The sequence below is a fragment of the Variovorax sp. RO1 genome (assembly GCF_002849325.1).
In the GTDB taxonomy this organism is placed as follows: domain Bacteria; phylum Pseudomonadota; class Gammaproteobacteria; order Burkholderiales; family Burkholderiaceae_C; genus Variovorax.
Window position 1 is genome coordinate 1352946 of record NZ_PKMT01000001.1, and the last position, 23419, is coordinate 1376364.

23 protein-coding genes, 3 tRNA genes and 1 pseudogene are annotated in these 23419 nt (G+C 67.8%); 15 read left to right on the plus strand and 12 right to left on the minus strand.

Going from position 1 to position 23419, the window contains the following annotated elements:
• Positions 1-5: 5 nt before the first annotated feature.
• The 5 genes from CY658_RS06650 (at position 6) to CY658_RS06670 (ending at position 3015) form a co-directional block, all read left to right on the plus strand.
• Positions 6-1229, plus strand: a complete 1224-nt coding sequence (locus CY658_RS06650) for an O-succinylhomoserine sulfhydrylase (protein ID WP_101489385.1) — start codon at positions 6-8, stop codon at positions 1227-1229.
• A gap of 11 nt (positions 1230-1240) precedes the next feature.
• Positions 1241-2629 carry a glutamate--tRNA ligase gene (gene gltX, locus CY658_RS06655; RefSeq protein WP_101489386.1) on the plus strand — a complete coding sequence of 463 codons (1389 nt, stop codon included), beginning with the start codon at positions 1241-1243 and terminating at the stop codon, positions 2627-2629.
• Positions 2630-2665: 36 nt separating this feature from the next.
• Positions 2666-2741 (plus strand) — tRNA-Ala (locus tag CY658_RS06660).
• A 51-nt stretch (positions 2742-2792) separates the two neighbouring features.
• Positions 2793-2868: transfer RNA gene (locus tag CY658_RS06665), tRNA-Glu, on the plus strand.
• Positions 2869-2938: 70 nt separating this feature from the next.
• A tRNA-Asp gene (locus tag CY658_RS06670) sits at positions 2939-3015 on the plus strand.
• A 144-nt stretch (positions 3016-3159) separates the two neighbouring features.
• Here CY658_RS06670 and CY658_RS06675 read toward each other — a convergent pair.
• The 4 genes from CY658_RS06675 to CY658_RS06690 form a co-directional block, all read right to left on the minus strand.
• Complete coding sequence (locus CY658_RS06675) at positions 3160-3423, minus strand: hypothetical protein (protein ID WP_101489387.1); 264 nt, start codon at positions 3421-3423, stop codon at positions 3160-3162.
• 70 nt (positions 3424-3493) lie between these two features.
• Positions 3494-4009 (minus strand): hypothetical protein, encoded by a 516-nt coding sequence (locus CY658_RS06680; protein WP_101489388.1) that lies wholly within the window; start codon positions 4007-4009, stop codon positions 3494-3496.
• Positions 3999-4949: a universal stress protein gene (locus CY658_RS06685; protein WP_101489389.1), complete on the minus strand. Its 951-nt coding sequence runs from the start codon at positions 4947-4949 to the stop codon at positions 3999-4001. Before CY658_RS06685 ends, CY658_RS06680 begins: the two co-directional genes overlap by 11 nt.
• A gap of 409 nt (positions 4950-5358) precedes the next feature.
• Positions 5359-5982 carry a TetR/AcrR family transcriptional regulator gene (locus tag CY658_RS06690; protein WP_101489390.1) on the minus strand — a complete coding sequence of 208 codons (624 nt, stop codon included), beginning with the start codon at positions 5980-5982 and terminating at the stop codon, positions 5359-5361.
• Between the two features lie 110 nt (positions 5983-6092).
• On the opposite strand from CY658_RS06690, the gene CY658_RS06695 reads away from it, so the two are divergent.
• Positions 6093-6902, plus strand: a complete 810-nt coding sequence (locus CY658_RS06695) for a siderophore-interacting protein (protein ID WP_101489391.1) — start codon at positions 6093-6095, stop codon at positions 6900-6902.
• 21 nt (positions 6903-6923) lie between these two features.
• Here CY658_RS06695 and CY658_RS06700 read toward each other — a convergent pair whose 3' ends face one another.
• Complete coding sequence (locus tag CY658_RS06700) at positions 6924-7934, minus strand: AraC family transcriptional regulator (RefSeq protein ID WP_101489392.1); 1011 nt, start codon at positions 7932-7934, stop codon at positions 6924-6926.
• Between the two features lie 184 nt (positions 7935-8118).
• Between CY658_RS06700 and CY658_RS06705 the strand changes: the two genes are divergently transcribed.
• The 5 genes and pseudogenes from CY658_RS06705 to CY658_RS06720 all read left to right on the plus strand — a co-directional run bounded on the left by CY658_RS06705 (position 8119) and on the right by CY658_RS06720 (position 13259).
• Positions 8119-8913, plus strand: coding sequence for an SDR family oxidoreductase (locus CY658_RS06705; RefSeq protein ID WP_101489393.1), 795 nt, complete (start codon positions 8119-8121; stop codon positions 8911-8913).
• Positions 8914-8965: 52 nt separating this feature from the next.
• On the plus strand, positions 8966-10213 hold the full coding sequence (locus CY658_RS06710) for a styrene monooxygenase/indole monooxygenase family protein (RefSeq protein ID WP_101489394.1): 1248 nt from the start codon (positions 8966-8968) through the stop codon (positions 10211-10213).
• A 13-nt stretch (positions 10214-10226) separates the two neighbouring features.
• Positions 10227-11462 (plus strand): annotated as a pseudogene (locus CY658_RS33100) (styrene monooxygenase/indole monooxygenase family protein); the annotation flags it as partial.
• Positions 11436-11960, plus strand: coding sequence for a flavin reductase family protein (locus CY658_RS32975; RefSeq protein ID WP_257884827.1), 525 nt, complete (start codon positions 11436-11438; stop codon positions 11958-11960). The pseudogene CY658_RS33100 and the gene CY658_RS32975, both read left to right, overlap by 27 nt.
• 51 nt (positions 11961-12011) lie before the next feature.
• Positions 12012-13259 carry a dienelactone hydrolase family protein gene (locus CY658_RS06720; RefSeq protein ID WP_101489396.1) on the plus strand — a complete coding sequence of 416 codons (1248 nt, stop codon included), beginning with the start codon at positions 12012-12014 and terminating at the stop codon, positions 13257-13259.
• A gap of 19 nt (positions 13260-13278) precedes the next feature.
• On the opposite strand, the gene CY658_RS06725 is transcribed toward CY658_RS06720, so the two are convergent.
• Entirely contained in the window at positions 13279-14355 is a 1077-nt protein-coding gene (locus tag CY658_RS06725) for a helix-turn-helix transcriptional regulator (protein WP_101489397.1), read from the minus strand.
• Between the two features lie 59 nt (positions 14356-14414).
• Between CY658_RS06725 and CY658_RS06730 the strand changes: the two genes are divergently transcribed.
• Genes CY658_RS06730 through CY658_RS06745 form a run of 4 tightly spaced genes read left to right on the plus strand, consistent with a single transcriptional unit; the run spans position 14415 to position 18898 of the window.
• Positions 14415-15401 carry a Bug family tripartite tricarboxylate transporter substrate binding protein gene (locus CY658_RS06730; RefSeq protein WP_101489398.1) on the plus strand — a complete coding sequence of 329 codons (987 nt, stop codon included), beginning with the start codon at positions 14415-14417 and terminating at the stop codon, positions 15399-15401.
• Positions 15402-15414: 13 nt separating this feature from the next.
• The gene (locus tag CY658_RS06735; RefSeq protein WP_101489399.1) at positions 15415-16116 is read left to right on the plus strand and encodes an aspartate/glutamate racemase family protein; all 702 of its coding nucleotides are present in this window, start codon (positions 15415-15417) and stop codon (positions 16114-16116) included.
• Positions 16117-16154: 38 nt separating this feature from the next.
• Positions 16155-16547 carry a Rid family hydrolase gene (locus CY658_RS06740; protein ID WP_101489400.1) on the plus strand — a complete coding sequence of 131 codons (393 nt, stop codon included), beginning with the start codon at positions 16155-16157 and terminating at the stop codon, positions 16545-16547.
• Positions 16544-18898, plus strand: a complete 2355-nt coding sequence (locus CY658_RS06745; RefSeq protein WP_101489401.1) for a penicillin acylase family protein — start codon at positions 16544-16546, stop codon at positions 18896-18898. The genes CY658_RS06740 and CY658_RS06745 overlap by 4 nt, the downstream gene beginning before the upstream one ends.
• 34 nt (positions 18899-18932) lie before the next feature.
• Here CY658_RS06745 and CY658_RS06750 read toward each other — a convergent pair whose 3' ends face one another.
• The 6 genes from CY658_RS06750 to CY658_RS06775 form a co-directional block, all read right to left on the minus strand.
• Positions 18933-19292, minus strand: coding sequence for a hypothetical protein (locus CY658_RS06750; protein ID WP_101489402.1), 360 nt, complete (start codon positions 19290-19292; stop codon positions 18933-18935).
• A 109-nt stretch (positions 19293-19401) separates the two neighbouring features.
• Complete coding sequence (locus CY658_RS06755) at positions 19402-19731, minus strand: roadblock/LC7 domain-containing protein (RefSeq protein WP_225616761.1); 330 nt, start codon at positions 19729-19731, stop codon at positions 19402-19404.
• Positions 19732-19834: 103 nt separating this feature from the next.
• On the minus strand, positions 19835-20359 hold the full coding sequence (locus tag CY658_RS06760) for a GTP-binding protein (RefSeq protein WP_101489404.1): 525 nt from the start codon (positions 20357-20359) through the stop codon (positions 19835-19837).
• The gene (locus tag CY658_RS06765) at positions 20356-21072 is read right to left on the minus strand and encodes a hypothetical protein (protein ID WP_101489405.1); all 717 of its coding nucleotides are present in this window, start codon (positions 21070-21072) and stop codon (positions 20356-20358) included. Before CY658_RS06765 ends, CY658_RS06760 begins: the two co-directional genes overlap by 4 nt.
• Positions 21073-21423: 351 nt before the next feature.
• Entirely contained in the window at positions 21424-22263 is an 840-nt protein-coding gene (locus CY658_RS06770; protein WP_101489406.1) for a plasmid replication/partition related protein, read from the minus strand.
• Between the two features lie 30 nt (positions 22264-22293).
• Complete coding sequence (locus CY658_RS06775) at positions 22294-23169, minus strand: 4'-phosphopantetheinyl transferase family protein (protein ID WP_101489407.1); 876 nt, start codon at positions 23167-23169, stop codon at positions 22294-22296.
• Positions 23170-23419: the final 250 nt, after the last annotated feature.

Here is a 23419-nt window from a genome sequence, read left to right on the forward strand (position 1 = left end):
CCGACGTGAGCGACAACGAACGCACCCTGCCGCCCGGCCTGCACCGCGACACCCTCGCGCTGCGCACCGGCCTGGCACCCAGCCAGCACGGCGAGCACTCGGAGGCCCTGTTCCTCACGAGCGGCTTCGTGCAGCCCGACGCCGAAACCTCGGCCCGCCGCTTTGCCGGCACCGAGGCCGGCTTCACCTACTCGCGCACGTCGAACCCGACGGTTGCCAGCTTCGAGCAGCGCCTGGCCGCGCTCGAAGGCACCGAGGCCGCCATCGGCGCCTCGACCGGCATGGGCGCGATCCTCATGATGTGCATGGGCCTGCTCAAGGCCGGTGACCACGTGATCTGCTCGCGCTCGGTGTTCGGCTCCACGCTGAACCTGTTCGGCAAGGAGTTCGCCAAGTTCGGCGTCGAGACCACCTTCGTCTCGCAGACCGACGTGGCCGAATGGCGCGCGGCGATCAAGCCCAACACCAAGCTGCTGTTCGCCGAGACGCCGACCAACCCGCTGACCGATGTCTGCGACATCCGCGCGCTGGCCGACCTGGCCCATGGCGCTGGTGCGCTGCTCGCGGTCGACAACTGCTTCTGCACGCCGATCCTGCAGCGCCCGGCCGAGCTGGGCGCCGACCTCATCATTCATTCGGGCACCAAGTACCTCGACGGCCAGGGCCGCGTGATGGCGGGCGCGATCTGCGGTCCGTCGAAGCTCATCGTCGATGTGTTCGGTCCCGTGGTGCGCACCGCCGGCATGGCGCTGTCGCCGTTCAATGCGTGGGTCGTGCTCAAGGGCATGGAGACGCTCGGCATTCGCATGAAGGCGCAGTGCGCGAATGCGATGGCCTTGGCGCAGTGGCTCGAGCAGCAGCCCGGCATTGCGCGCGTGTACTACCCCGGTCTTGCCTCGCATGGACAGCACGAGCTCGCGATGCGCCAGCAGTCGGGGCAGGGCGGGGCGGTGGTGTCGTTCGATGTGGTCGGCGACACACCCGAAGCCGCGCGCGCCAACGCCTTCCACGTGATCAACAGCACGCGCGTCGTGAGCATCGCCACCAACCTGGGCGACACCAAGACCATCATCACGCACCCCGGCACGACCTCGCACGGCCGCCTGACCGAAGTGCAGCGCCAGGCCGCCGGCATCAGCCAGGGGCTGATCCGCCTCGCGGTCGGCCTTGAATACATCGACGACATCACGGCCGACATTTCGCGCGGCCTGAGCACCCTGACTTCCTGATTCTTCATTTCATGACCGGCAAAGTTCGCACCCGCATCGCACCGTCTCCCACTGGATTTCTTCACCTGGGCACGGCGCGCACCGCACTCTATTCGTGGGCCTACGCGCGCCACCATGGCGGCGAGTTCGTGCTGCGCATCGAGGACACCGACGTGGCCCGTTCCACGCAGGATTCGACCGACCAGATCCTCGCGTCGATGCACTGGCTCGGCCTCGACTACGACGAGGGCCCGATCTACCAGATGCAGCGCCTCGAGCGCTACCGCGAAGTCATCGCGCAGATGCTCGCGGCCGGCACGGCCTACCACTGCTACTGCACGCCGGCCGAGCTCGACGAGATGCGCGAAGCGCAACGCGCGCGCAACGAGAAGACGCTGTACGACCGTCGCTGGCGCCCCGAGCCCGGCAAGGTGCTGCCGCCCGTGCCGGAAGGTGTGCCGCCCGTGGTTCGATTCTGCAATCCGCCCGAAGGCGACGTGACGTGGAACGACCTCGTCAAGGGCGAGATCACCATCAACAACCGCGAGATCGACGACCTGATCATCCTGCGGCCCGATGGTGTGCCCACCTACAACTTCGCGGTGGTGGTCGACGACTGGGACATGAACATCACGCATGTGTTCCGCGGCGACGAGCACATCAACAACACGCCGTGGCAGATCAACATCTTCCGCGCGCTCGGCGCACCGCTGCCGCAGTTCGGCCACGTGCCCGTGATTCTTGGCGATGACGGACAGAAGCTGTCGAAGCGCCGCGGCGCCGTGAGCGTCACCGCCTATGAAGAGAACGGCTACCTGCCCGAAGCGATGCTGAATTACCTCGCGCGCCTCGGCTGGAGCCACGGCGACGACGAGCTCTTCACGCGCGAGCAGATGGTGAGCTGGTTCGACGGCACACACCTTTCGAAGAGCCCCGCGCAGTGGGATGCAGCCAAGCTCGCATGGGTGAATGCGCAGTACATCAAGGCCAAGAGCGGCGACGAGCTCGCACCGCTTGTTGCAGCGCAGTTGCAAAAGCGAGGCATCGTTGCCGACGCGCGTTTGCCCGCAATCTGCGCGCTCTTCAAAGACCGCTGTGATACGACTGTGGCGCTCGCTGGTTGGGCTGCGGCGTTTTATGCAGACATCGAAGTGACCGATGCAGACCGCGCGCAGCACATCACCGATGCAGTGAAGCCTGCGATCGCAACGCTCGTTGAAAAATTGATGACGGTCGCCTGGGAGAGGGCCGAAATCGCAGTTATGATCAAGGAAGTCCTCGCGACACACGCGCTGAAAATGCCCGTGTTAGCGATGCCAGTACGAGTGCTTGTGATGGGAACATCGCAGACACCGTCCCTCGATTCAGTGCTCGAAATTTTTTCCCGCGAAAAAGTTATCGAGCGATTGAAAAAGGCCTGAAAAATCGGGCTATAATTCGAGGCTCGACACCCACACGGGGGTATAGCTCAGCTGGGAGAGCGCTTGCATGGCATGCAAGAGGTCATCGGTTCGATCCCGTTTACCTCCACCATTAAAGTGTCGAGAAGGTTAGAGATGCTGATCGCAGCACGTCCAAGGTTTTGACCCTATCGTCTAGAGGCCTAGGACACCACCCTTTCACGGTGGCTACCGGGGTTCGAATCCCCGTAGGGTCGCCAGTTTCACTTCGGTGAAGCAGGCACGAGTTGTCAACACTCGGTTCCGCAAGGAGCGAACGTTGATCTACCAGGAGTGGTAGTTCAGTTGGTTAGAATACCGGCCTGTCACGCCGGGGGTCGCGGGTTCGAGTCCCGTCCACTCCGCCAGATTGCAAGGGTTAGCAGATTCGTCTGCTAACCCTTTCGTCTTTCTGGAGTCAGACTTCTGGCATCCGAATCCGAGACTTCGGAACATGGCGATGCCGCCGCAATCGCCTTCTCTGGACCGCCGAGTTTCAGAAGCGCGCAGGTCTACCCCAGCAGCAAAACCTCCGTGCCGTCAGGCGCCACCATCACGCCCGCCGACGCCGCATCGATCTCGATGCGAATGCCCATGTGCAAGCCTGGGTCGATGGGTTTTCCGACGCTTTGGCTCACGAGCTTCACGTCTCGCAGGTACCTGTCGTGCAGCGACGGGCTCAGCACGAACTTCTGCGGATATGCGCCGGTCGCGCGCAGGTGGTCCGAGAACTTCTCGGTCATCGTGAGGAAGAGGAACAACGGGTTGTCGGCCATGCCGCGAATCTAGCGGCCTCACCCGCCAACCGGCTACCGCGTTTGTGGGAAGAGACGGGCCGCAAAGCCGTCACGCCATCCCGTACCGAAGCAACCAGTTCCAGATCACCGCCGACCCGTTCGACATCTCGAGCGCAGCCTTCGCATAGCCCATGAGATCGGCCAGCCGAACCTCGGCGCGGATCACGACATCATGGCGCTGCAGGTCCTCTTCGCGAACGTCGGCACGGCGCCGGTCGAGTTCGTCACGCAGCACCGTCGCATAGGCCCGCGGGCTCTTCAATCGCAGAAACATGATCGGCTCGACCACCGCGTCGAGTTCGGGATCGACGAAGGTGTGGATCTCGGGATCGCGCGAGACGACCTGGTCGCCGTGCGCGTCCCTGATGAGCTGCTGGGCCTCTTCGAGAGAGGCCTCGTTCGCCGCGTAGATCCGGCCGCCGCGTCCTTCGCAGATGAAGACGTACTGGTCGGGCCGCGAGAGCCAGTCGACCGGCCCGCGCTGGGCGAAGACGGCCAGGCCTTCTGCGCCGGGCAGCAGCGACTGGCGCAGCGGGTACTTGATGAGCGGGTCTTCAGCGAACATTTTGCAGCTTCCTCGAAATGACGGCCGGCTGGGTGTCGGCGCGTCGATCACCGGGCGCCACCAGCACGTCGCCCGTGGCCCAGCACAGCACGCGCTGCGCGACGCTGCCGAACAGGAAGTCGGTCAGTGGATGGGCGCGGCGCTTGCCGACCACGAGCAGCTCGGCGCGCGCATGCTGCTGCTGCACCGTGGCTTGTCGCGCCGGGTCGCCGCGGCCGATGGCCGAGAGCACGCGGTTGCGCCGTGCGCTCGACGAGTCGGTCAGCGAGAAGAGTCGCTCGCGCGCCTGTCGCATGCTGTCGTGGCGGTAGGTCTTGATGGCGTGGTCCGACACCTCGGCATAGCGCAGCTTGCTTTCGTGCATCGTGTTGAGCGCATGGAACAGCTCCAGCGCGGCATTCGGGTCCAGGCCGTGGGCCAGGCTCACGAGTTCGCGCGATGCGGGCGTGAAGTCGACGGCCACCAAGATGCGTCCGTAGCGCAGGCGCGTGTCGAGCCGCGTCACGAGCACCGGGCAGCGCACCTGCCGCAGCAGGCGCTCCACGGGCTGGCCGCTGAAGAAGGCGCCGGGCGAACGATCACGCTCGTGGCTCAGCACGACGAGGTCGACGTAGCGGGCTTCGTCGACGATCTGCGCGAGGCCACCGCTCGGCCCTGCGACCTGCTTGACCAGCACATCGAAGCGCGAAGCCATCGACCGGGTCAGCCCTGCGAGCGCGGTTGCCGCTTCGGCATGCGCGAACGGTGCGAAGTCCGCGGGCGCGTACATGAGCTTCAGCAGCGCGCCGTGTTCGGCGGCGAGCAGGGCGGCCCGCTCGACCGCACGGTTACCGCGTGCCGACAGATCGGTGACGGCAAGAATGGATTGAAAAGAAGGCGTGTTGGACGCGACGCCGCCGCCGGGAAGCACGTGCTCCCGCTGAACCTGATGGTGATGCATGACGCACTCCAGTCGAACGCGACCCCGGATGACGGGGGCGCAGCCGCGCGGGGCAGGTGCCCGGCGGTCGATGGTTTGCGCTGAAAGAGAAGGGAAAGAGGCGGACCGCCGGGCTCAGGAATGTGCTGGCGTCTGCTGAGCCGCCGCTGTCATCCTCGCAAACACCGGCGTGTAGCCGCCGGGGCGGGACGTCAAGGTGTGGAAGGAGGGGTGGGCGTTCATACGGGGGAGTCTAGGCCAGGTGCGGCGGAATCCGGTCAGTACCCGCACGACCTTTGCCAGATTGAAAAGGCGCCGCGCACCTCGCGCATCGCTCTGCTTCCCTTTTCCCCTTCTCATTTGTCATGTGCAAGGGGAGACGTGTTTCCGTGTCCCCGGTCTTCCTGGAGGTTCACGGATGAGATTCACCCTAGCGCCCTGTCGGGCCGCAGAGATAGCCCATGAGCGCATCGACGATCGAAGCCTCGAGCGCAGCGGGCTCGAATTGCGCGGGCGGCTCGATGACGGCCGCATGCACCAGCGTCTCCATGATCTGCAGCACCACCCAGGTGGCGAGGTCGAGGTTGCGCGGCGTCAGCTCGGCGCGGTGCTCGTCCAGCAGCTGGCGCACGCGCCGGAAGATGTCGTGGTCGGCCGCGCTCTCTTCGCGCGGCGCATCGAAGAAGGGGAACTCCTTTTCGAGCACACGATGCAGCTCGGGATACACCGCATGCGCCGCGAGCAGCGCACGCACCACGGCCTGCACGCGCCCGCGCAGGCTGCGCGCGCGCGACGTGGCCAGCACTTCCTCGATGGCCGCGTACATCTGCGCGGCGTGCCGCTCGTGCAGCGCCGTGATCAGCGAGTCCTTGTTCGGAAAGTACTGGTAGAGCGAGCCCACGCTCACGCCGGCGCGTTCGGCGACCACGTTGGTGTTGGTGCCGGCATAGCCGCGCTCTCCCAGAACGCGAGCCGTGGCTTCCAGAATGACCTCGACCATCTGCTGGGAGCGCGCCTGACGCGGCGCCTTTCTTGGCTGGGGCAAGGATTTCATCGGGCGTCTCGAATGCGAGTTTTCAATGCGAGTGAAGGCTCGTATTCTAAGAAGAACCGAGCAAATGCTCGCATTCAAGAGTTTCCCCCATTCGAATCGACATACAGACCATGAACGCCAATGCCTCCGAGGCCCACGCGCCGCGTGCGTTGCCTTCTGCTTTTCCGCTCCTGCAGCCGATCGCTGCGGTTCCGCCCGAACGGGGCACGCGGCTGCAAGCCCATGTCCTCCAATGCAACCTCGTGACGCCGCACATGCGCCGCATCACCCTCGGCGGCCCGGACGTCGCGGCCTTCTTGCGCCACGCGGCAGCCGGCCAGCCCGCCGCGTGGGTGAAGGTGTTCGTGCCCGGCGGCGAAGGGCGGGCCTACACCCTTCGCCGCATCGACCGCGTCGCGGCCACGCTCGACCTGGACTTCGTGCTGCACGGCGACAGCGGCCATGAAGGTCCGGCCTCGGCCTGGGCGGCGCGGGCGCAACCCGGCGAATGCATCGGCTTTGCCGGGCCGCGCGACGGCGGCTTTGCGCTCCCGGACGATGCGCGCTGGGTGATGCTGGCCGGCGACGCGACCGCGCTGCCCGCGATCCAGTCGATTGCCGCGAGCCTCGGGCCGGAGATTCGCCTCAAGACCTACGTCGAAGTGCCCACGGCGGCCGATGTGCAGGAGATCCGTAGCCAGGCCGTGCTGCGCACCTGCTGGCTCACCGGCGATCCGGCCGAGCCGGGGCTGGCGCTGCAGCAGCAGCTGATGCACCGCCCGCAGCCGGCGGGGCCGGGGTACATCTGGCTGGCGGGCGAGTCGGGCGTGGTGCGCACGTTGCGCGCCCACTTCCTGAACGACCAGGGTCTGGCGCGCACGCGCCTGACCGCCAAGGGCTACTGGAAGCACGGCGAAGCCGATCACCGCGACCGGGCCTGAGCCCGACGCGCGCTGGCCGGGTCAGTGCTCGGCCGGTGCGTGGCGCGTGCGCGTGTCCGACGGTCGCTCGCCGAAGCGCGCACGGTACTGCGCCGCGAAATGGCCCAGGTGCAGAAAGCCGTACTTCTGTGCCACGTCGCGCACGCCCGTCTGCGTGGATGCGGCCTGCAGCTCGGTGCGCACGCGGTCCAGCCGCAGCTCGCGCAGGAACTCCATCGGCCCCTGGCCCGCATGCTGGCGAAACGCGAGCTGCAGGGCGCGCGCGCTGCAGCCGGCCTCGCGGCACACGTCGGCCAGCGACAGCGGCTGCTCGGCGTGCGCGGCCATGAACTCCTGCGCCTTGCGCACCGCGCGCGGCAGCAGGTGGCGCTGCGCGTCACCAGCCAGGGCGCGTGAGTGGTTGTGGCCTGCCGACATCAGCAGGCTCGACATCAGGTACTCCTCGGCATGCTCGGCCAGGCGCCCGCCGCCCTGCAGCGCATTGCCGGCGTCGAGCGTGAGCCGCAGGTAGTCGATGAAGTGCACCAGCGGCGCGAGCGCGGGGTTGTCCAGCGGCACGCCGAGGTCGAACACCAGGTGCTGGCGTACGGGCGCCTGCAGCAGCGCCTCGAGCCGCGACAGCAGCGCCGCGCGCGCGATGCGCACGATCAGGTGCGGGCTGTCGTCGGCCCAGCGCATCGACAGCAGCTCGGTGGGCGAGGGCAGCGAGGCGATGCGCGGCGTGGCTTCGACCTGCTGGCCGCCGCAGCGAATGTCGGCGCCGCCGCGCAACGGAATCTGCAACAGGAAGAAGTCTTGCAGGTAGCCCGGGTCGATCTGCACGCCGGGGCCGTACTGCACGTAATTGAGGCTCACGTCGCGGTGCAGCCGCGCGCTGTGGTGGCAGGCGTCCAGTTCGGTGCGCGGGCGCAGCATCGTGAGGCCGTGCGGACAGAACACGCGGGCCACGCTCTCGCGTGCCTCGTCCATGTCGTGGCTCTCGAACAGGCGGTAACGCTGCAGCGGCAGCCGTGGGGCGGTGGCGGTTTCCATAGGGAAGCGCAGTGACCGTAGCAAAAAGCCTTCCAGCCCACAATTCGGGCCGTCCCTTGGAACCCCCGAAAAAACCTGCGCGGCAGGGACAGCGCCTGCGTTTTCGGGATCGGCCGGCGAGGTCTTCCGCTCTACCTTTGGCCCATTCGCCGAACCGGCGATTCAACCGAGGAGAGCAAGCGTCATGTTCAAGGGTCTCGAAGGCAAAAGCGCCATCGTCACGGGTGGTTCGACATTGATAGGCGCCGGCGTGGTGCGCGCCTTCCACGCGGCGGGCGTGAAGGTGGTCATCGCCGACATCGACGTCGACAAGGGCCAGCCGCTGGCCGATGCACTCGGCGCCGGCGTGCGTTTCGTGCGCACCGACATCACCGACGACGCACAGGTGAAAGCCTGCGTCGACGAGGCCGCTGCCCGCCACGGCGGCGTGGACTTTCTCGTCAACCTGGCGTGTTCGTACGTGGACGACGGCTTCAAGTCGCCCCGCGCCGACTGGCTCACCTCGTTCAACGTGAACGTGGCCAGCGCCGTCGCGATGCTGCAGGCGGTGCACCCGCACATGGTGGCGGCCGGCGGCGGGGCGGTGGTCAACTTCACCAGCATCTCGTCGCGCGTGGCCCAGACCGGGCGCTGGCTCTACCCCGTGAGCAAGGCCGCGATGGCGCAGCTCACGCGCAACATGGCGATGGACCTCGCGCCCGACCGCATCCGCGTGAACAGCGTCTCGCCGGGCTGGACCTGGTCGGCCGTGATGGACCAGCTGACCGGCGGCGACCGCGCGCGCACCGACCGCGTGGCCGCTCCCTATCACCTGCTGGGACGCGTCGGCGACCCCGACGAAGTGGCGCAGGTGGTGCTGTTCCTGTGCTCCGAGCACGCGAGCTTCGTCACCGGCGCCGATTACGCGGTGGACGGCGGCTACTCCGCCATGGGCCCGGAGCAGGCTGTGCCGGCTATTCCGCGCCTGATGGAACCCTGAGCCCATCCGCACGCAACCACACCCCCACGAGACAACACAGAAGGAGCAAGCCATGAAGCGAATCGCCATCGTCGGCGCGGGCCAGTCGGGCCTGCAATTGGGACTCGGTCTGCTGGACGCAGGCTACGAGGTCACCATGTACAGCAACCGTTCGGCGGACGACATCCGCCACGGCAAGGTCATGTCGAGCCAGTGCATGTTCCACACCGCGCTGCAGGTCGAGCGCGACCTGGGGCTCGACCAGTGGGCCAACGACTGCCCCACGGTCGACGGCATCGGTTTTGCCGTGCCGCACCCCGAGCAGAAGGGCGCCAAGGCCATCGAATGGGCGGCGCGGCTGAACTCCAGCGCGCAGTCGGTCGACCAGCGCGTGAAGGTGCCGGCGTGGATGGCGCAGTTCCAGCAGAAGGGCGGCGAGCTGGTCTTCAAGGACGCCGGCATTGACGACCTCGAAGCCTGCACCCGCAGCCACGACCTCACGCTGGTGGCCAGCGGCAAGGGCGAGATCTCGAAGCTCTTCGAGCGCGACCCCGCCAAGTCGACCTACGACCACCCGCAGCGCGCACTGGCGCTCACCTACGTGAAGGGCATGCGCCCGCGCACGCCGTTCTCGGCCGTGTGCTTCAACCTGATTCCGGGCGTGGGCGAGTACTTCGTGTTTCCCGCGCTCACCACCAGCGGCCCGTGCGAGATCATGGTGTTCGAAGGCGTGCCTGGCGGCCCGATGGACTGCTGGGCCGATGTGAAGACGCCGCAGGAGCACCTCGCACGCAGCAAGTGGATCCTCGACACCTTCACGCCTTGGGAGGCCGAGCGCTGCCATGACATCGAACTCACCGACGACAACGGCATCCTCGCCGGCCGCTTCGCGCCCACCGTGCGCAAGCCCATCGCCACGCTGCCTTCGGGCCGCAAGGTGCTCGGCCTGGCCGACGTGGTCGTGCTCAACGACCCGATCACGGGGCAGGGCTCGAACAACGCGGCCAAGTGCGCCGACACCTACCTCAAGAGCATCCTGGCGCGCGGCGACGGCGCGGCCGATGCGCCGTGGATGCAGCAGACCTTCGACCGCTACTGGTTCGGCTACGCGCAGTGGGTCACGCGCTGGACCAACATGCTGCTCGCACCGCCGCCGCCCCACGTGCTCAAGCTGCTCGGCAGTGCCGGCGCCGTGCCGCCGCTGGCCAGCGCCATCGCCAACGGCTTCGACGACCCGCGCACCTTCTTCCCGTGGTTCGCCGACCCGCAAGAGGCCGACCGTTACCTCGACACCTGCGCTGCTGTAGCGGCAGCGGCGTAGGCGGGGCCAGCGCATGACACGACGCGTGGCCATCGTCGGCGCCGGCCAGTCCGGCATGCAGCTCGCCCTGGGCCTGTTGGCCAAGGGGTACGCGGTGACGGTGTATGCGAACCGCACCGCGCAGGAGATCTTCGAAGGCCCGGTGATGTCGAGCCAGTGCATGTTCGAGACCGCGCTGCAGACCGAGCGCGAGCTCGGGCTCGACAGCTGGGCCGACTCCTGCCCGGTCGTCGAGGGCATCGGCATGTCGGTGCGCAGCCCCGAAGGCAGCCGCACCATCGCGTGGGAGGCGAAGCTCGACGGCCCCGCGCAGTCGGTCGACCAGCGCCTGAAGATCGCCGCATGGATGCAGCTGTTCGAAGCGCGCGGCGGCCGCCTCGTGCACCAGGACGCCGACCTCGACACGCTGGAAGAGGGTACGCGCACGCACGACCTCGTGGTTGTCGCGAGCGGCAAGGGCGAGATCTCGGCGCTGTTCCCGCGCGACGCGGCGCGTTCGCCGTTCGACCAGCCGCAGCGCGCGCTGGCGCTCACCTACGTGAAGGGCATGCGCCCGCGCGAGTCCTTCTCGGCCGTGAGCTTCAACCTCATTCCGGGTGTCGGCGAGTACTTCGTGTTCCCCGCACTCACCACCACGGGCCCGTGCGAGATCATGGTGTTCGAGGGCGTGCCCGGTGGCCCGATGGACTGCTGGGACGACGTGAAGACACCGCAGGAGCACCTGGCGCGCAGCAAGCAGATCCTCGCCACCTTCCTGCCTTGGGAGGCCGAGCGCTGCACCCACATCGATCTCACCGACGACCACGGCGTGCTGCGTGGCCGCGTCACGCCCGTGGTGCGGCACCCGGTCGCCACGCTGCCTTCGGGCCGCCAGGTGCTCGGGCTTGCCGATGCGGTGGTGCTCAACGACCCGATCACGGGGCAGGGCTCGAACAATGCGGCCAAGGCGGCCGACATCTACCTCAAGCGCATCCTCGAGCACGGTGACGCGCCTTTCGACGCCGCGTGGATGCAGCAGACCTTCGACCGCTACTGGGAAGGCTACGCGCGCTGGGCCACCGACTGGACGCACAGCCTGCTCGCACCGCCCGCGCCGCACCTGCAGAAGCTGCTGCAGAGCGCCACCCACATGCCGGCGGTGGCGAGCGCGGTGGTCAATGGCTTCGACGATCCGCGCAACTTCGCGCCCTGGTGGTTCGACGCGGCCGAGGCCGACCGCTTTCTGGAAACGAAGGCGCGCGAGGCGGTGGTCGATCGCTTCGACCGGCGCGACTTTCGCAAGGCGCTCGGCCAGTTCAGCACCGGCGTCACGGTCATCACCACGCGCGCGCTCGACGGGCGCCGCGTCGGCATGACGGCCAACTCATTCTCATCGGTGTCGCTCGATCCGCCGCTGGTGCTGTGGAGCCTCGCGCGGCAGGCGCCCAGCGTGGCCGACTTCACCGGCGCGAGCCACTTCGCGATCAACGTGCTGGCCGCGCCGCAGCATCATTTGTCGCGCCAGTTCTCGACACCGCAGGCCGACAAGTTCGGCGGCGTCGATTGCTGCGAAGGCACGGCCGGCGTGCCGCTGCTCAACGGCGTGCTCGCGCGCTTCGTGTGCCGCAACGTGCGGCAGTACGACGGCGGCGACCATCTGATCTTCATCGGGGAGGTCGAAGGCTACGAACGCTTCGACGGCGAGCCGCTGGTTTTTCACTCGGGCTACTACCAGGTCACGACGCGCCATCCGGAATGCGTACAGTGAGCCCCTGGTTCCCCACGTCCACCTTTCAGCATTGAACGGAGTCACACACCCATGCAGAACAAGGCATCCCCATCGTCGTCGCAAGACATCCGCATCGAGGCCGCCGACGGCAGCGGCAGCTTCGGCGCCTACCTCGCCCTGCCGCGCGGCGGCACCGGCCCGGGCCTGGTGCTCGCGCAGGAGATCTTCGGCGTCAACAAGACCATGCGCGACGTGGCCGACTACTACGCTGAGGAAGGCTATGTGGTGCTCGTGCCCGACCTGTTCTGGCGCCAGGAGCCCGGCGTGCAACTGGGCTATTCGCCCGACGACTGGCAGCGCGCCTTCGCGCTGTACCAGGGCTTCGACGAAGCGCTCGGCATGCAGGACATGCAAGCCGCGATCACCGCGCTGCGCCAGCGCCCCGAGGTGCCCGGCGGCAAGGTCGGCGTGCTCGGCTTCTGCCTGGGCGGCAAGCTCGCCTACCTCGCGGCCTGCCGCACCGATGCCGACGTGGCGGTGGGCTACTACGGCGTGGGCATCGACGCCGCGCTCGACGAGGCCGACCGCATCCGCTGCAAGCTGGCGCTGCACGTGGCCGAGCTCGACGGCTTCTGCCCGCCCGAGGCGCGCGACCGCATCGTGCAGACCCTGCGCGGCCGGCCGAACGTTGAGGTGCACGTGTACCCCGGCGTCGACCACGCCTTCGCGCGCGTCGGCGGCGATCACTTCCACCGCGCCTCGGCGCTCATGGCGCACGAGCGCAGCGTGGCCGCGCTGAAGTCGGCCATCGGCCCGAACTACGACCTGGCCGCGCTGTGGGACAAGCACTGCGAGTACGAGTTCGGCACCCGCAACGTCGACGACACCATGGGCACGATGGTGGCCGAGCCCTACGTCAACCACATCCCGACCATGACCGGCGGCGTGGGCTACAAGAACCTGCACGCGTTCTATACGAACCACTTCGTCAACAGCAACCCGCCCGACACCTCGCTGGTGCCGATCTCGCGCACCGTGGGCGCGACCCAGGTGGTCGACGAGATGCTGTTCTGCTTCACCCACACCACCGAGATCCCGTGGATGCTGCCCGGCGTGGCACCGACCGGAAAGCGCGTGGAGATTCCGCTGCTCGCGGTCATCAAGTTCCGCGGCGACAAGCTCTACCACGAGCACATCTACTGGGACCAGGCGAGCGTGCTGGTGCAGGTGGGCCTGCTTGACGCGACGCTGCTGCCAGTGGCAGGCGTGGAAACGGCACGCAAGCTGCTCGACGAGACGCTGCCGTCGAACACGCTGCTGACGCGCCCCCGCGGCTGAGTCGCTTTGCGGTGATTCTTCAGGCGCCGCTGTTGGCCGGCGGCGCCTGCTGCAAGCGGTAGTCGCGCGGCGCCACGCCGTGCTGCTTGCGGAACGCCGCGGTGAAGCGGCCGTGGCACTCCCACCCCGCTTCGGCCGCGATGGCCTGCACGCTGAGCTGCGTGTCGCGCAGCAGCCGTGCGGCCAGCGCCAACCGCTCGGCCACGAGCAGGCCGTAGACCGTCGTGCCCTCGGCTTCCTTCACATGCGCCTGCAGCCGTGTGGCGCGCAGGTCGAGCCGCTGCGCGAGCGCATCGACCGTCCAGGCCTGCGCCGGCGCTTCGCCGAGCAGCGCGCGCAGCCTGCGCACTGTCTGCGCCGCCGCACCACCGTGGGTGTCTTCTGAACGTGCGGGGCGCAGCAGTTGTTCCAGGTCGAGCAGCACGCAGGTCAGCAGCTCGGTCGCACGCGCATGGAACAGCGGCACGAAAGCCGGCCGATCGGAGGGCTCGTCGCCGATGCGCGCCAGGCAGTCGCGCACGCGCGGCGTGAGCGCCGCGTTGCACAGCACCCGGCCGTCGTCGCGCTCGACCAGCTCGCTCATCTGCCGCGCGGGCAGCCGCACGCCCAGCGCATGCAGCCAGCGCGGCAGCAGGTCGCGCCGCAGACGGAACTGCACGAAGTTGTTGCGGCACGCGCCGGGAATGTGGATCAGGTAGCCGCCATCGCGGTTCGGCGTGCGCAGCAGTGCGCGGTCGACGCGAAAGTCGAGCGGCCGGCCCTGCGCGCTGCCGATCTCGCCCGTGACGTGGCCCGCGAGAAAGAAGGTCAGCAGCAGCTCGTTGCCGGGCGCGAGCTGCACGTGCAGGTCGTCGTTCAACCTGAAATCGAAGTACAGCGCGCTCGCGCCTTCCCACGGCATGGTGCGCAGCCGCAGGATGCGGCCGCCGTCGTCGGGCCAGCGCACCTCGCGGCTCGCGCCGTCGTGCAGGGCCGGCAGCGCGAGCGGCCGGTCGGCGGGCAGGCGGATCAGCGCGGCGTTGAAATCGTCCTCGCGCAGCGCGGCGGCCGTGAACGGCGAGGGCTGGATCGGCACAGTCTGCGATGGGATCGGCATAGAAAACCCTGACAGGCGGCGTTAGCGTTGCAACACTTTGGTTTGAACGGAGTTTATGGATGAATGCTCGACGTGTCTGCCGGTTTCTGGGGCTCCTGGCGGCCCTCGCCGCGGGGTGGGTGCCGGCGCTTGCCGGTGCGCAGAGTGCCTGGCCTTCGCGGCCGATTCGCCTCGTCGTGCCCTTCGTGGCGGGCGGCGGTGCCGACGTGGCCGCGCGGCTCATCGCGGCCAAGCTGCAGGTGCAACTGGGCCAGCAGGTGGTGGTCGACAACAAGCCGGGCGGCAACACGCTGATCGGTGCGCAAGAGATCATGAAGGCCGCGCCCGACGGCTACACGCTGCTGTGGTCCATCGACCAGACCTTCGTGCTCAACCCCTCGCTGTACAACCGACTGCCCTACGACCCGCGCAAGGACTTCACGCCGGTGGCGCTGGCCATCACCTCGCCCACGGCCGTCATCGCGCGCACCCAACCAGGCAGCGTGGGCGATGTGCATGAGCTGGTGAAGCGCGCCAAGGCCGACCCCGGCAAGATCAACATCGGCGCGGCAGCGATCCTGTCGCAGATGGCACTCGAAGAGTTCAACCGCAGCGCCGGCATCGAGACCACGCGCGTGCCCTACAAGGGCAGCGCCGAAGTGGCGCAGGCCACCATCGCGGGCGACATCGACGCCGCCTTCGACGGCATGGCGCCCTATGTGCAGTTCGTGAAGGCGGGGCGCGCGAAGATCCTGGCCGTCACATCGGCCAAGCGCTTCTCGGGCCTGCCCGACGTGCCCACGCTCGACGAGTTGGGCTACAAGGGCGTCGATTTTTCCGTGTGGTTCGGCGTGGTCGGTCCGGCCGGCCTGCCGCCCGAGATCGCCAAGCGTGTGAGCGACGGCGTCGACTGGGCGATCCGCCAGCCCGACGTGGTCGAGAAGCTGCTGGTGTTCGGCTTCGAGCCGGCCGCGCAGACCAGCGCAGCAGCACTCAAGGGCCGCATCGACAGCGACCTGGTGCGCTACAGCCCGGTGATCCGCAAGCTCGGCTTCAAGCTCGACTGAGAAGGAACGCGCCATGAAAACCGCGGGCCTGATCGGAGGCGTCGCGTGGCCTTCCACGCTCAGCTACTACCGCTTGTTGAACGAGCACATCCAGCGCGAACTCGGCGGCTTGCATTCGGCCCGCTGCGTGATCGTGAGCCTGGACTTCGCCGGCGTCATCGCGGCCATGACCGAAGGGCGCCGCGACGATGCGCGCGCCCAGATGGAAACCGCCGCGCGCCAGGCCCGTGCGGCCGGTGCGGAACTCATCGCCATTCTTGCGAACACCGGGCACTTCGCGGCCGACGCCGTGCAGGCCGCGGCAGGCGTGCCGCTGGTGCACGTGGCGCGGGAAACTGGCGACGAGATCGCGTCGCGCTTCCCGTCGATGCGTCGCCTCGGCCTGCTGGCCACGAGCTTCGCACTCGATGCGCCGTTCTTCGGCCAGATGCTGGGGGAGGGCGCCGGCTTCGAGCTGGTGCTGCCCGACGCGGCGCAGCGGCGCACGCTCGACGCGGCCATCTTCGGGCCGCTGGCGCGCGGCGAGGCCAGCCCCGCCGACGCCGCTGTCATCTCGACGCTGTGCAACGCGCTCGTGGCGCGCGGCGCGCAGGGCATCGTGCTCGGCTGCACCGAGCTGAGCGCCGTGAAGCCCTGGATCGCGTGCGCCGCGCCGCTGTTCGATTCCACCGACATCCATGCCCGCGCCATCGTGCGCGAGATGACCCGGGCCTGAATCCATTTCCACACAGAGAACGAAAGAGAGACCTTCGCATGCAGACCGCCGACTTCCCCTTGCCCTTTGTCAATGCGCCCTACAGCCGCGCGATGTTCGACGACGAATGGATCTTCGTCTCCGGCACCATCGGCATGGACTACGACACGCAGACGCTCGCCGTCAGCGCAGAAGACCAGACCCGGCTGATGGTGCGCAACATCGAGAAGTACCTCGCGGCCTGCGGCGGGCGGCTCGAGCAGGTCATCAACTACACGCTGATCGTGGCCGGCGCCGAGCACCTGGGCGCGGTGGTGCAGACGCTGTCGGAGGTGCTGCCCTGCAAGCCGACCGGCACCGCCATGCTGGCCGGCATCGCCGTGCCGAAGGCGTGGGTGGAGATGCAGGTGATTGCGCGCAAGAGCCAGCCGGTGGGTGGGGCCAGGTCATGACACCGCGTGCTGGCGGGTTGGTGCGCATCGGTTTTTGCGCGCTTGCCTGTGTCGTGGCCGGTTGTGGCGGCGACAACGGCGGTGGTGGAGGATTCTTCGGTGGACCCGTCGTCACGACGCCGCCGCCTGCGCCACCTGCTTCGAACGACAAGTACAGCGCCGAGGTGCGCTGGACGCAGTACGGCCTGCCGCACATCAAGGCCCGCAACTACGCGGGCCTGGGCTATGGCCATGGCTATGCCGTCGCGCGCGACCACCTGTGCCTGCTGGCCGACCGCGTGCTCACGCTGCGCGGCGAGCGCTCGGAACGCTTCGGCCCCGACGGCCTGGCGACCGTGGCCTTTCTGCAGATTCCCAACCTGGACAGCGACCTGTTCTACCGCGTGCAGCTGTCGGACAACGAGGTCGACACGGCCTGGAAAGGCCTGTCCACCGACGCGCGCCAGCTCGCCGAAGGCTATGCCGCCGGCTTCAACCGCTGGGTGCGCGACACGGCGCCCGAGGCGCGCCCCGCCGCCTGCAAGAACCTCGCGCTGCCGCAGATGACCGCCAGCGACGTGGTGCGTGCCACGATGCAGGTGGGCTCGCTGTGGAAAGCGCTGAGCGTTGCCGCGTACGCCTCGGCATCGACCTGGGACCAGCTGGGCGCGCCGCCCGTGGCAAAGGCCAAGGGCGACCGCCCACCGACGCAGCGCATGGCGAGCAACGCCTGGGCCTACGGCGCCGAGGCCACGGGCACGAACACCTCGATCATGGTCGCCAATCCGCACACGCTGTGGCAGGACCACTGGCTGCTGATGCACCAGATGCACCTCACCATCCCCGGTGAAATCGATGTGATGGGCGCCGACTTCCTGGGCCTGCCGCTGCCGCTGTCGGGCTTCACGCGGCACCTGGCGTGGAGCATCGAGGCGCCCTCGACCGTGACCTATCCGCTGCTGGTGGCGCTGGACGTCAAGCCCGGCGCGACGCCTTCGTACACGGTCGATGGCGCACCACGCGAGCTGGCGATGAAGACCGTCGCGCTGCGCGTGAAGCAGCCCGACGGCAGCGTGCGCACGCAAAGCCACCACCTGCCGTACTCGCACCTCGGGCCGCTCTACCGGTTGCCTGCGGCAGCGGGTCGCCCGGCCGGCTGGCATGCCGTGACGGATCCCAACGTGGCGAATGCACGCGCGCTCGATCAGATCCTCGCGGTGGCGAAGGCGCGCGACATCGGCGGCTTCGAGCAGGCGGTGGCGCGCAACCGCGGTATCACCGCCCACCTGATCGCGGGCGACAGCCAGGGGCAGGCGATGTACATCGAGTCGGGGCCGCTGCTCGACATCGGCGATGCCGCGTTGCGCGACTGCGCCGTCGTGCCGCCACCCGACGACGCCACCGTGCCGGGCGCACTCGATGGCCGCCGCAGCGCCTGCGCCGTGCGCGATGCCGACGGCCGGCCGCGCCTGGCACCGGCCAACCGCATTCCAGCGCTCGCCACGCGCGGCATCGTGCAGAACGCCAACGACAGCTACAGCCTCTCGCTGGTGGGCCGCCAGCTCGATGGGTACTCATTGCTGCTCGGCAGTCCGAAAGCTGCACCCGGTGCGCGCACGCTGATGTCGCAACGGCAGATCGAAGACAGCCTGGCCGACGGCCGCATCGACGTGCCCGAGGCCACCGACATGGTGTTCGGCAACCGCAACTACCTGGCCGAGACCACGCTCGATGCCGTGCTGGCCGCCTGCACCAGCGCCAAGGGCGATGCCACGGTGCAGCGCGCCTGCGGCATCCTGGCCGCGTGGGACCGGCGCCACAACGTCGACAGCCGCGGCACCTTGCTGTTCGTCGAGTTGGGCCCCCGGCTCGACAACGTGCCGGGCCTGTATGCGCAACCCTACGACCCGGCACACCCCTTCCGCGTGCGGCCGGTGTCTTCGGCGCCGGGCGTGACGGCGGGCATCGTCGCGGCCGTGCGCGACGCGGCCGATGCGCTCGCGGCGCTGGGGTTGCGTGGCGACGAGCGATGGGGTGACATGCTGGCGCGGCCCACGCCGCGCGGCCGCGTGCCGCTGCATGGCGGCCCGGGCGGGCAGGGCGTGCTCAACGCGCTCGAGGGTGCGCCACTCACGAAAGAGGGCTACGGCGACATCATGGCCGGCACCTCGTACGTGCATGTGGTCACGTGGGCGCAGGGCAAGCCCGTGGCGCGCGTGATGATGGCGGGCGGGCAGTCGAGCGATCCGGCGTCGCCGCACCGCGACGATCAGCTCGAACTTTTTTCGCGCAAGCAGCTGGTGACGCCGCCGTTCACCGAGGAAGAGATTGCGGCCGACCCGAAGCTGGAGCGGCGCACATTGCGGGAGTAGAAATGTTGCCAGGCGCCGGGCCTGGCAACGCCGCTCACACCGTCATGTTCTGTTCAACGTCGAGCGTCTTGCGGCGCGCCATCGCCAGGTTCGATTTGGCCTTGTCCAGCACCAGGTAGACGAACAGGCCTTCCTTCTTCAGCATCGGGCGGATGATGTGGTACTGCTTGCCGAGCGTGATCAGCATGTCTTCGATCACGTCGTTCAGGCCCAGGTCGCGCATCGTGCGCAGCTTGGCGCGGACCACTTCGGTGTTGCCCGCAGCGGCCACTTCGAGGTCGACGCCCGCGCCGATCTGGCCGAGGATCATGCCGCTGCTCGAATCGACCAGCGCCGCGCACAGGGCGCCGTCGCAGGTCATCAGTTCGTCCATGGATTGCTTGATATTTGCCATCGAAATCTTTCCTAGTCCTCGCCCCTGAAAGTCGGCGGCCACCCGGGCGAAGGGGATGGGCGGCCACCGGTGTCGAATGGGTGTGGTGCGCCGGCGTGCGGCGCCCGCGTCAGGCGTGCTGCAGCAGCTGCGTTGCCTGTTTCGCGAAGTAGAGGACCTGGCCGATGATGGCGTCGCGGCTGGTGACCACGCTCACGATCAGCGTCATCTCGGGGTGGCGCGCCTGCAGCATCAGGATGTGGCCGTGGGTGGCTTCGATGGCCACGTTGTCGCAATGGCCCAGCTGGCTTTCTTCGCCGGCCACGGCGCCCAGGGCGGCGAGCGAGCTGGCAATGGCCGACAGGCGCGCGACCTGCGCGGTGTTCTCGACGCGCGCGGCCAGCTCGAGGCCGTCTTCGGTGGAGATCACCACGGCCTTCACGCCCTTGATTTCCCGCATCAGGGTGTCGATGGCCGATTCCGCTGCAAGCCTGATTCTTGGAGTGATGTTCATTGCTGCCTGAATGGAAGGAAAAGGAGAAGAAGGAGAACGCGCCGTGGCGTCAGACCTCGAGCTGGAGCAGGAGCAGCTCCAGCAGCTGCACGACCTGCTGCGGATCGGTGACGTTGGCCGGAAGCACCGGGCACACGACGCCCTTGGCCTCCATGCGCCGGGCGTAGGCGTCGAGGCCGGGGCTGGGGTGGTTTTCCATGCGGCCCACGGCGACCACGCAGGCGGTCTGCGCGATCAGCTCGGCAAAGCCGTCCAGGTAGATGTCGAGGTCGGCCAGCGGGTCGGGGCGGCTGTTGTCCACGAGGATCACCACGCCGAGTGCGCCGCGCCCCAGGATGCGCCACATGAAGTCGAAGCGCATCTGGCCGGGCGTGCCGTACAGGCGCAGCTTCTCGCCGTTGTTGAGCGTGAGTTCGCCGTAGTCCAGCCCGACCGTGGTGGTGGCCTTGGCGACCGAGGTGTCGCTGTTGCGCACGTCGGTGCTCACGGGCGGGATCTCGCTCACGCCGGCGATGGCCGTGGTTTTGCCGGCGCCCATGGTGCCGGTGAAGAGGATCTTGTGTTCTACGGTCATTGAGGGCCTGGCGGCTGCAAGCCGAGTCGGTTCCTGATGCGTGCCAGCAGGCCGGGCTGCACGGCGTCGCGCGTCGGTGCCGGGAAGCGGCTGTCGGGAAAGACGCTGTCGGGGGCCGATGCGGCCACAAGAACGCCGGGGCTGGCGGCGCGTTCGAGCAGGCCCGCGCGCTGCAGGTCGGCCAGGAAGTCCGCGCACTCCTGGCGCGTGGCGGGCGAGCGCTGCTGGAGCGACAGCACCGACGCCGGCCGGTTGGTCATCAGCGTGGCCAGCCGCAGGCGGATCGGCGCTTCGAGCACCGCGGCCGGCGGCCAGCGCAGCATGCGGAATTCTTCGTGCTCGCCCATCGGCACCTCGGTCACGGCCAGCCCCAGGCCGCGGGCGTGGACCACCATCGCGCCGAGGCGGTTGAGCACCACTTCCAGCGCATCGGTGTGCAGCGGCAAGGCCAGGAAAGGGCCGCGCTGCGGGTCGGCGTGGGCGACGGTCAGCGTGGGCACCGCCGGCTGGGGCGAGGCAGCCGCGATCGCGATCTGCGCGCCGACGACCCGCAGGTCGGCCTGTTCGGCCTTCCACGACCAGTTCTGGTGAGTCCGGTGGTCGAGCAGCCGGATCAGCGACTTGAGCAGCACTTCTTCGCGGTGCTGCAGCCCTTCGACGCTGAAGCTCAGCAAGGCGCGTTGACCTTTGGGAACAGTGTTAGCGCCCGTCATGGTTCCTCCGGACGCTGCAGTTCGACGCCCGATCGTCCGAACGATGTGTGCTCAACCGTATCGAAAGCGCCGATTCGTGGCGGCATCGCCGTTCTATTTGCAACTTGAGAACTCACTGGAGGAAGTTGGGCGGGGGCGCCGATCTCAATGTCGAGTCAGAGAACTAAAGTTTTCTGTTTGAATTGTTATGTGAAAATATAACAGTTGTTGCAAATAAAAACACAAGATTACGGACAACTGTTTTCGGTGGGTCGCGGACGCGACAAAGCCTCGCGGGCCGCTGGGCGGCGCGCGAGGCGTCAGAGGGGGCGGTGAAAAAGGCGGGCGCGCAGAACGGCGCCCGCCGGGGCGTCAGTTCGCCAGTTGCGCCTGCAGGTCGGCCACTTGCCGGCGCAGGTCCGCGTTCTCGGCCGTGAGTTCGGCCACGCGCTGTTCCAGTTGCTGGACAGCGTCGAGCGACGCCGGTTCGGCGCCGTCTTCGGTTTCGGGCGCGGCCTCGCGCGGCTTGCGCTTGGCTTCGCGCACGCGCTTGGCGGCCTGCTTGAGCTCGTCCTTGCCGGCGTTGGCGGCCGTCACCTGCTCTTCGGCGGGCAGGGAGGCGACGGCTGCGGCCGTGTTGATCGAGATCACGCCTGATTTCACGGCCGCCACCAGCTCGGGCGCGGCCTGCTTCTGGATCTTCTCGATCATCGTGACCTGGCTGCTGCTCAGGCGCGCGGCGCGGGCGATGGCCTCGCGGCTGTTCATCGGCACGGGCGGCGGCAGAGCCTCGTCGGACGCGGGAGACGCAGTCGAAGCGGGCGCGTCGTCGACATCGAAGGGCGGGTCGTCCGACGTGGTCGGGGTGGTGGCGGTGCTGCGGGCGCGGCGCTCGTCCACGATGTCCTTCTTGCGCAGGGCGAGCACGCCGCGCAGGTAATCCGAGATGCTGCGGCGGCCCAGGTGCTGGTCGATCATCCACAGGTGCACGTCCTGCAGCGTCTTGAAGCGCGTGTTCTGCACCGTCTGGAAGGGCAGGCCGTGCTTCTGGCAGATGCCGTAGCGGTTGTGGCCGTCCACCAGCACGTCGCCCCACAGCACCAGCGCGTCGCGGCAGCCTTCGTTGAGGATGCTGCGTTCGAGGGCTTCGTACTCCTCCGGCGTCAAGGGATCGATATAGGCTTTGAGTTCTTCGTTGACGACGATGTTCATGGGTACGCGAGCGGGGAAAGGGCCGGAATTCTAGATGGCCGCACTCGTGCGGGTCGTGGGGACCGCAAGCGGCCTGTCCCATTCGAGCGGCGCGATCTCTCGGCAGACGATGCGTGTGGTGGCAGAAACCGAAGGGCCCGGCGCGGCGCACAGGGCCACGAGATGTGTTGGTGCGGGTCGCAGCTGCCAGAAATTCCAGCGCTGCGGAGCAGCGTCGCCCGTGCGTGAATCCGCGAGCGCGAAGCCGATCGTGCCGGGAGCGTCCAGCGCAAAGCCGAAGCTGTCGAGCGGTATCTGCAGGCCGAGGCTGCGCGCCTTGATGTAGCTTTCCTTCAGCGTCCACAGCTCGAAGAAGCGTTCCGCCTGGAGCGCTGGTGGCAGTGCGTCCAATGCCCGTGCTTCGGCCGGCGAGAAGTAGTGGCTGGCCACGTCGAGCGCCGCTTTGCGCTCGATGTTCTCGGTGTCAACGCCCAGCTCGATGTGGCGCGCAACCGCCAGCACGATGAGCCCGTCGGTGTGGCTCAGGTTGAAGTTCAGGCCGACTGCTTCAGGGATATCGGGTGCGTTGATGCGAGGGCGCCCGAAAGCGTTGCTCGTGAACTGCCAGGCTTGTGGCGCCGCCGGGGCGTAGCGCGACAGCATGGAGCGCACCAGCGTTCGTGTCAGCAGGTAGCGATGCCGGTCGCGCGCGAAGTGAAAGCGCTCCTGTTTCGACAGTTCTTCTGCACTCAGCAATGCACGGCAGGCCGCCGTCAACTCGGGGCTGCCGGCATCGCCGTGAAAGCAAAACCAGAGGTGAATCTCGCCCGCGGGCAGTGAAATGAATGAAGCGGCGCTTGGCATGAAGGGGCCACAGCTTAGAGGCCCTGCGGGGTGATCGAGGGCCGGGTTCGCATCTTTTTCCATGAAAAATGATGCGTCGCGAAGTGGTCTATCATCGCCATCCCCCGTATGGGCAATGCTGGGCTCCGCGTTTGTGCAGAGCTTCCGGACCCTGCGATTCGCTGCGCCGAATTCTCGCGGGGACCCACATCACTTGGTTCGAAACGGTGGCCCAGAAGGTCATCACGGTGACTTGAAGCTTGCATATAAATAGGAATGATTCTTATTTGTATCTATGCATAAAAAGTAGTAATCGGCTGCGGACCGTCTCGGC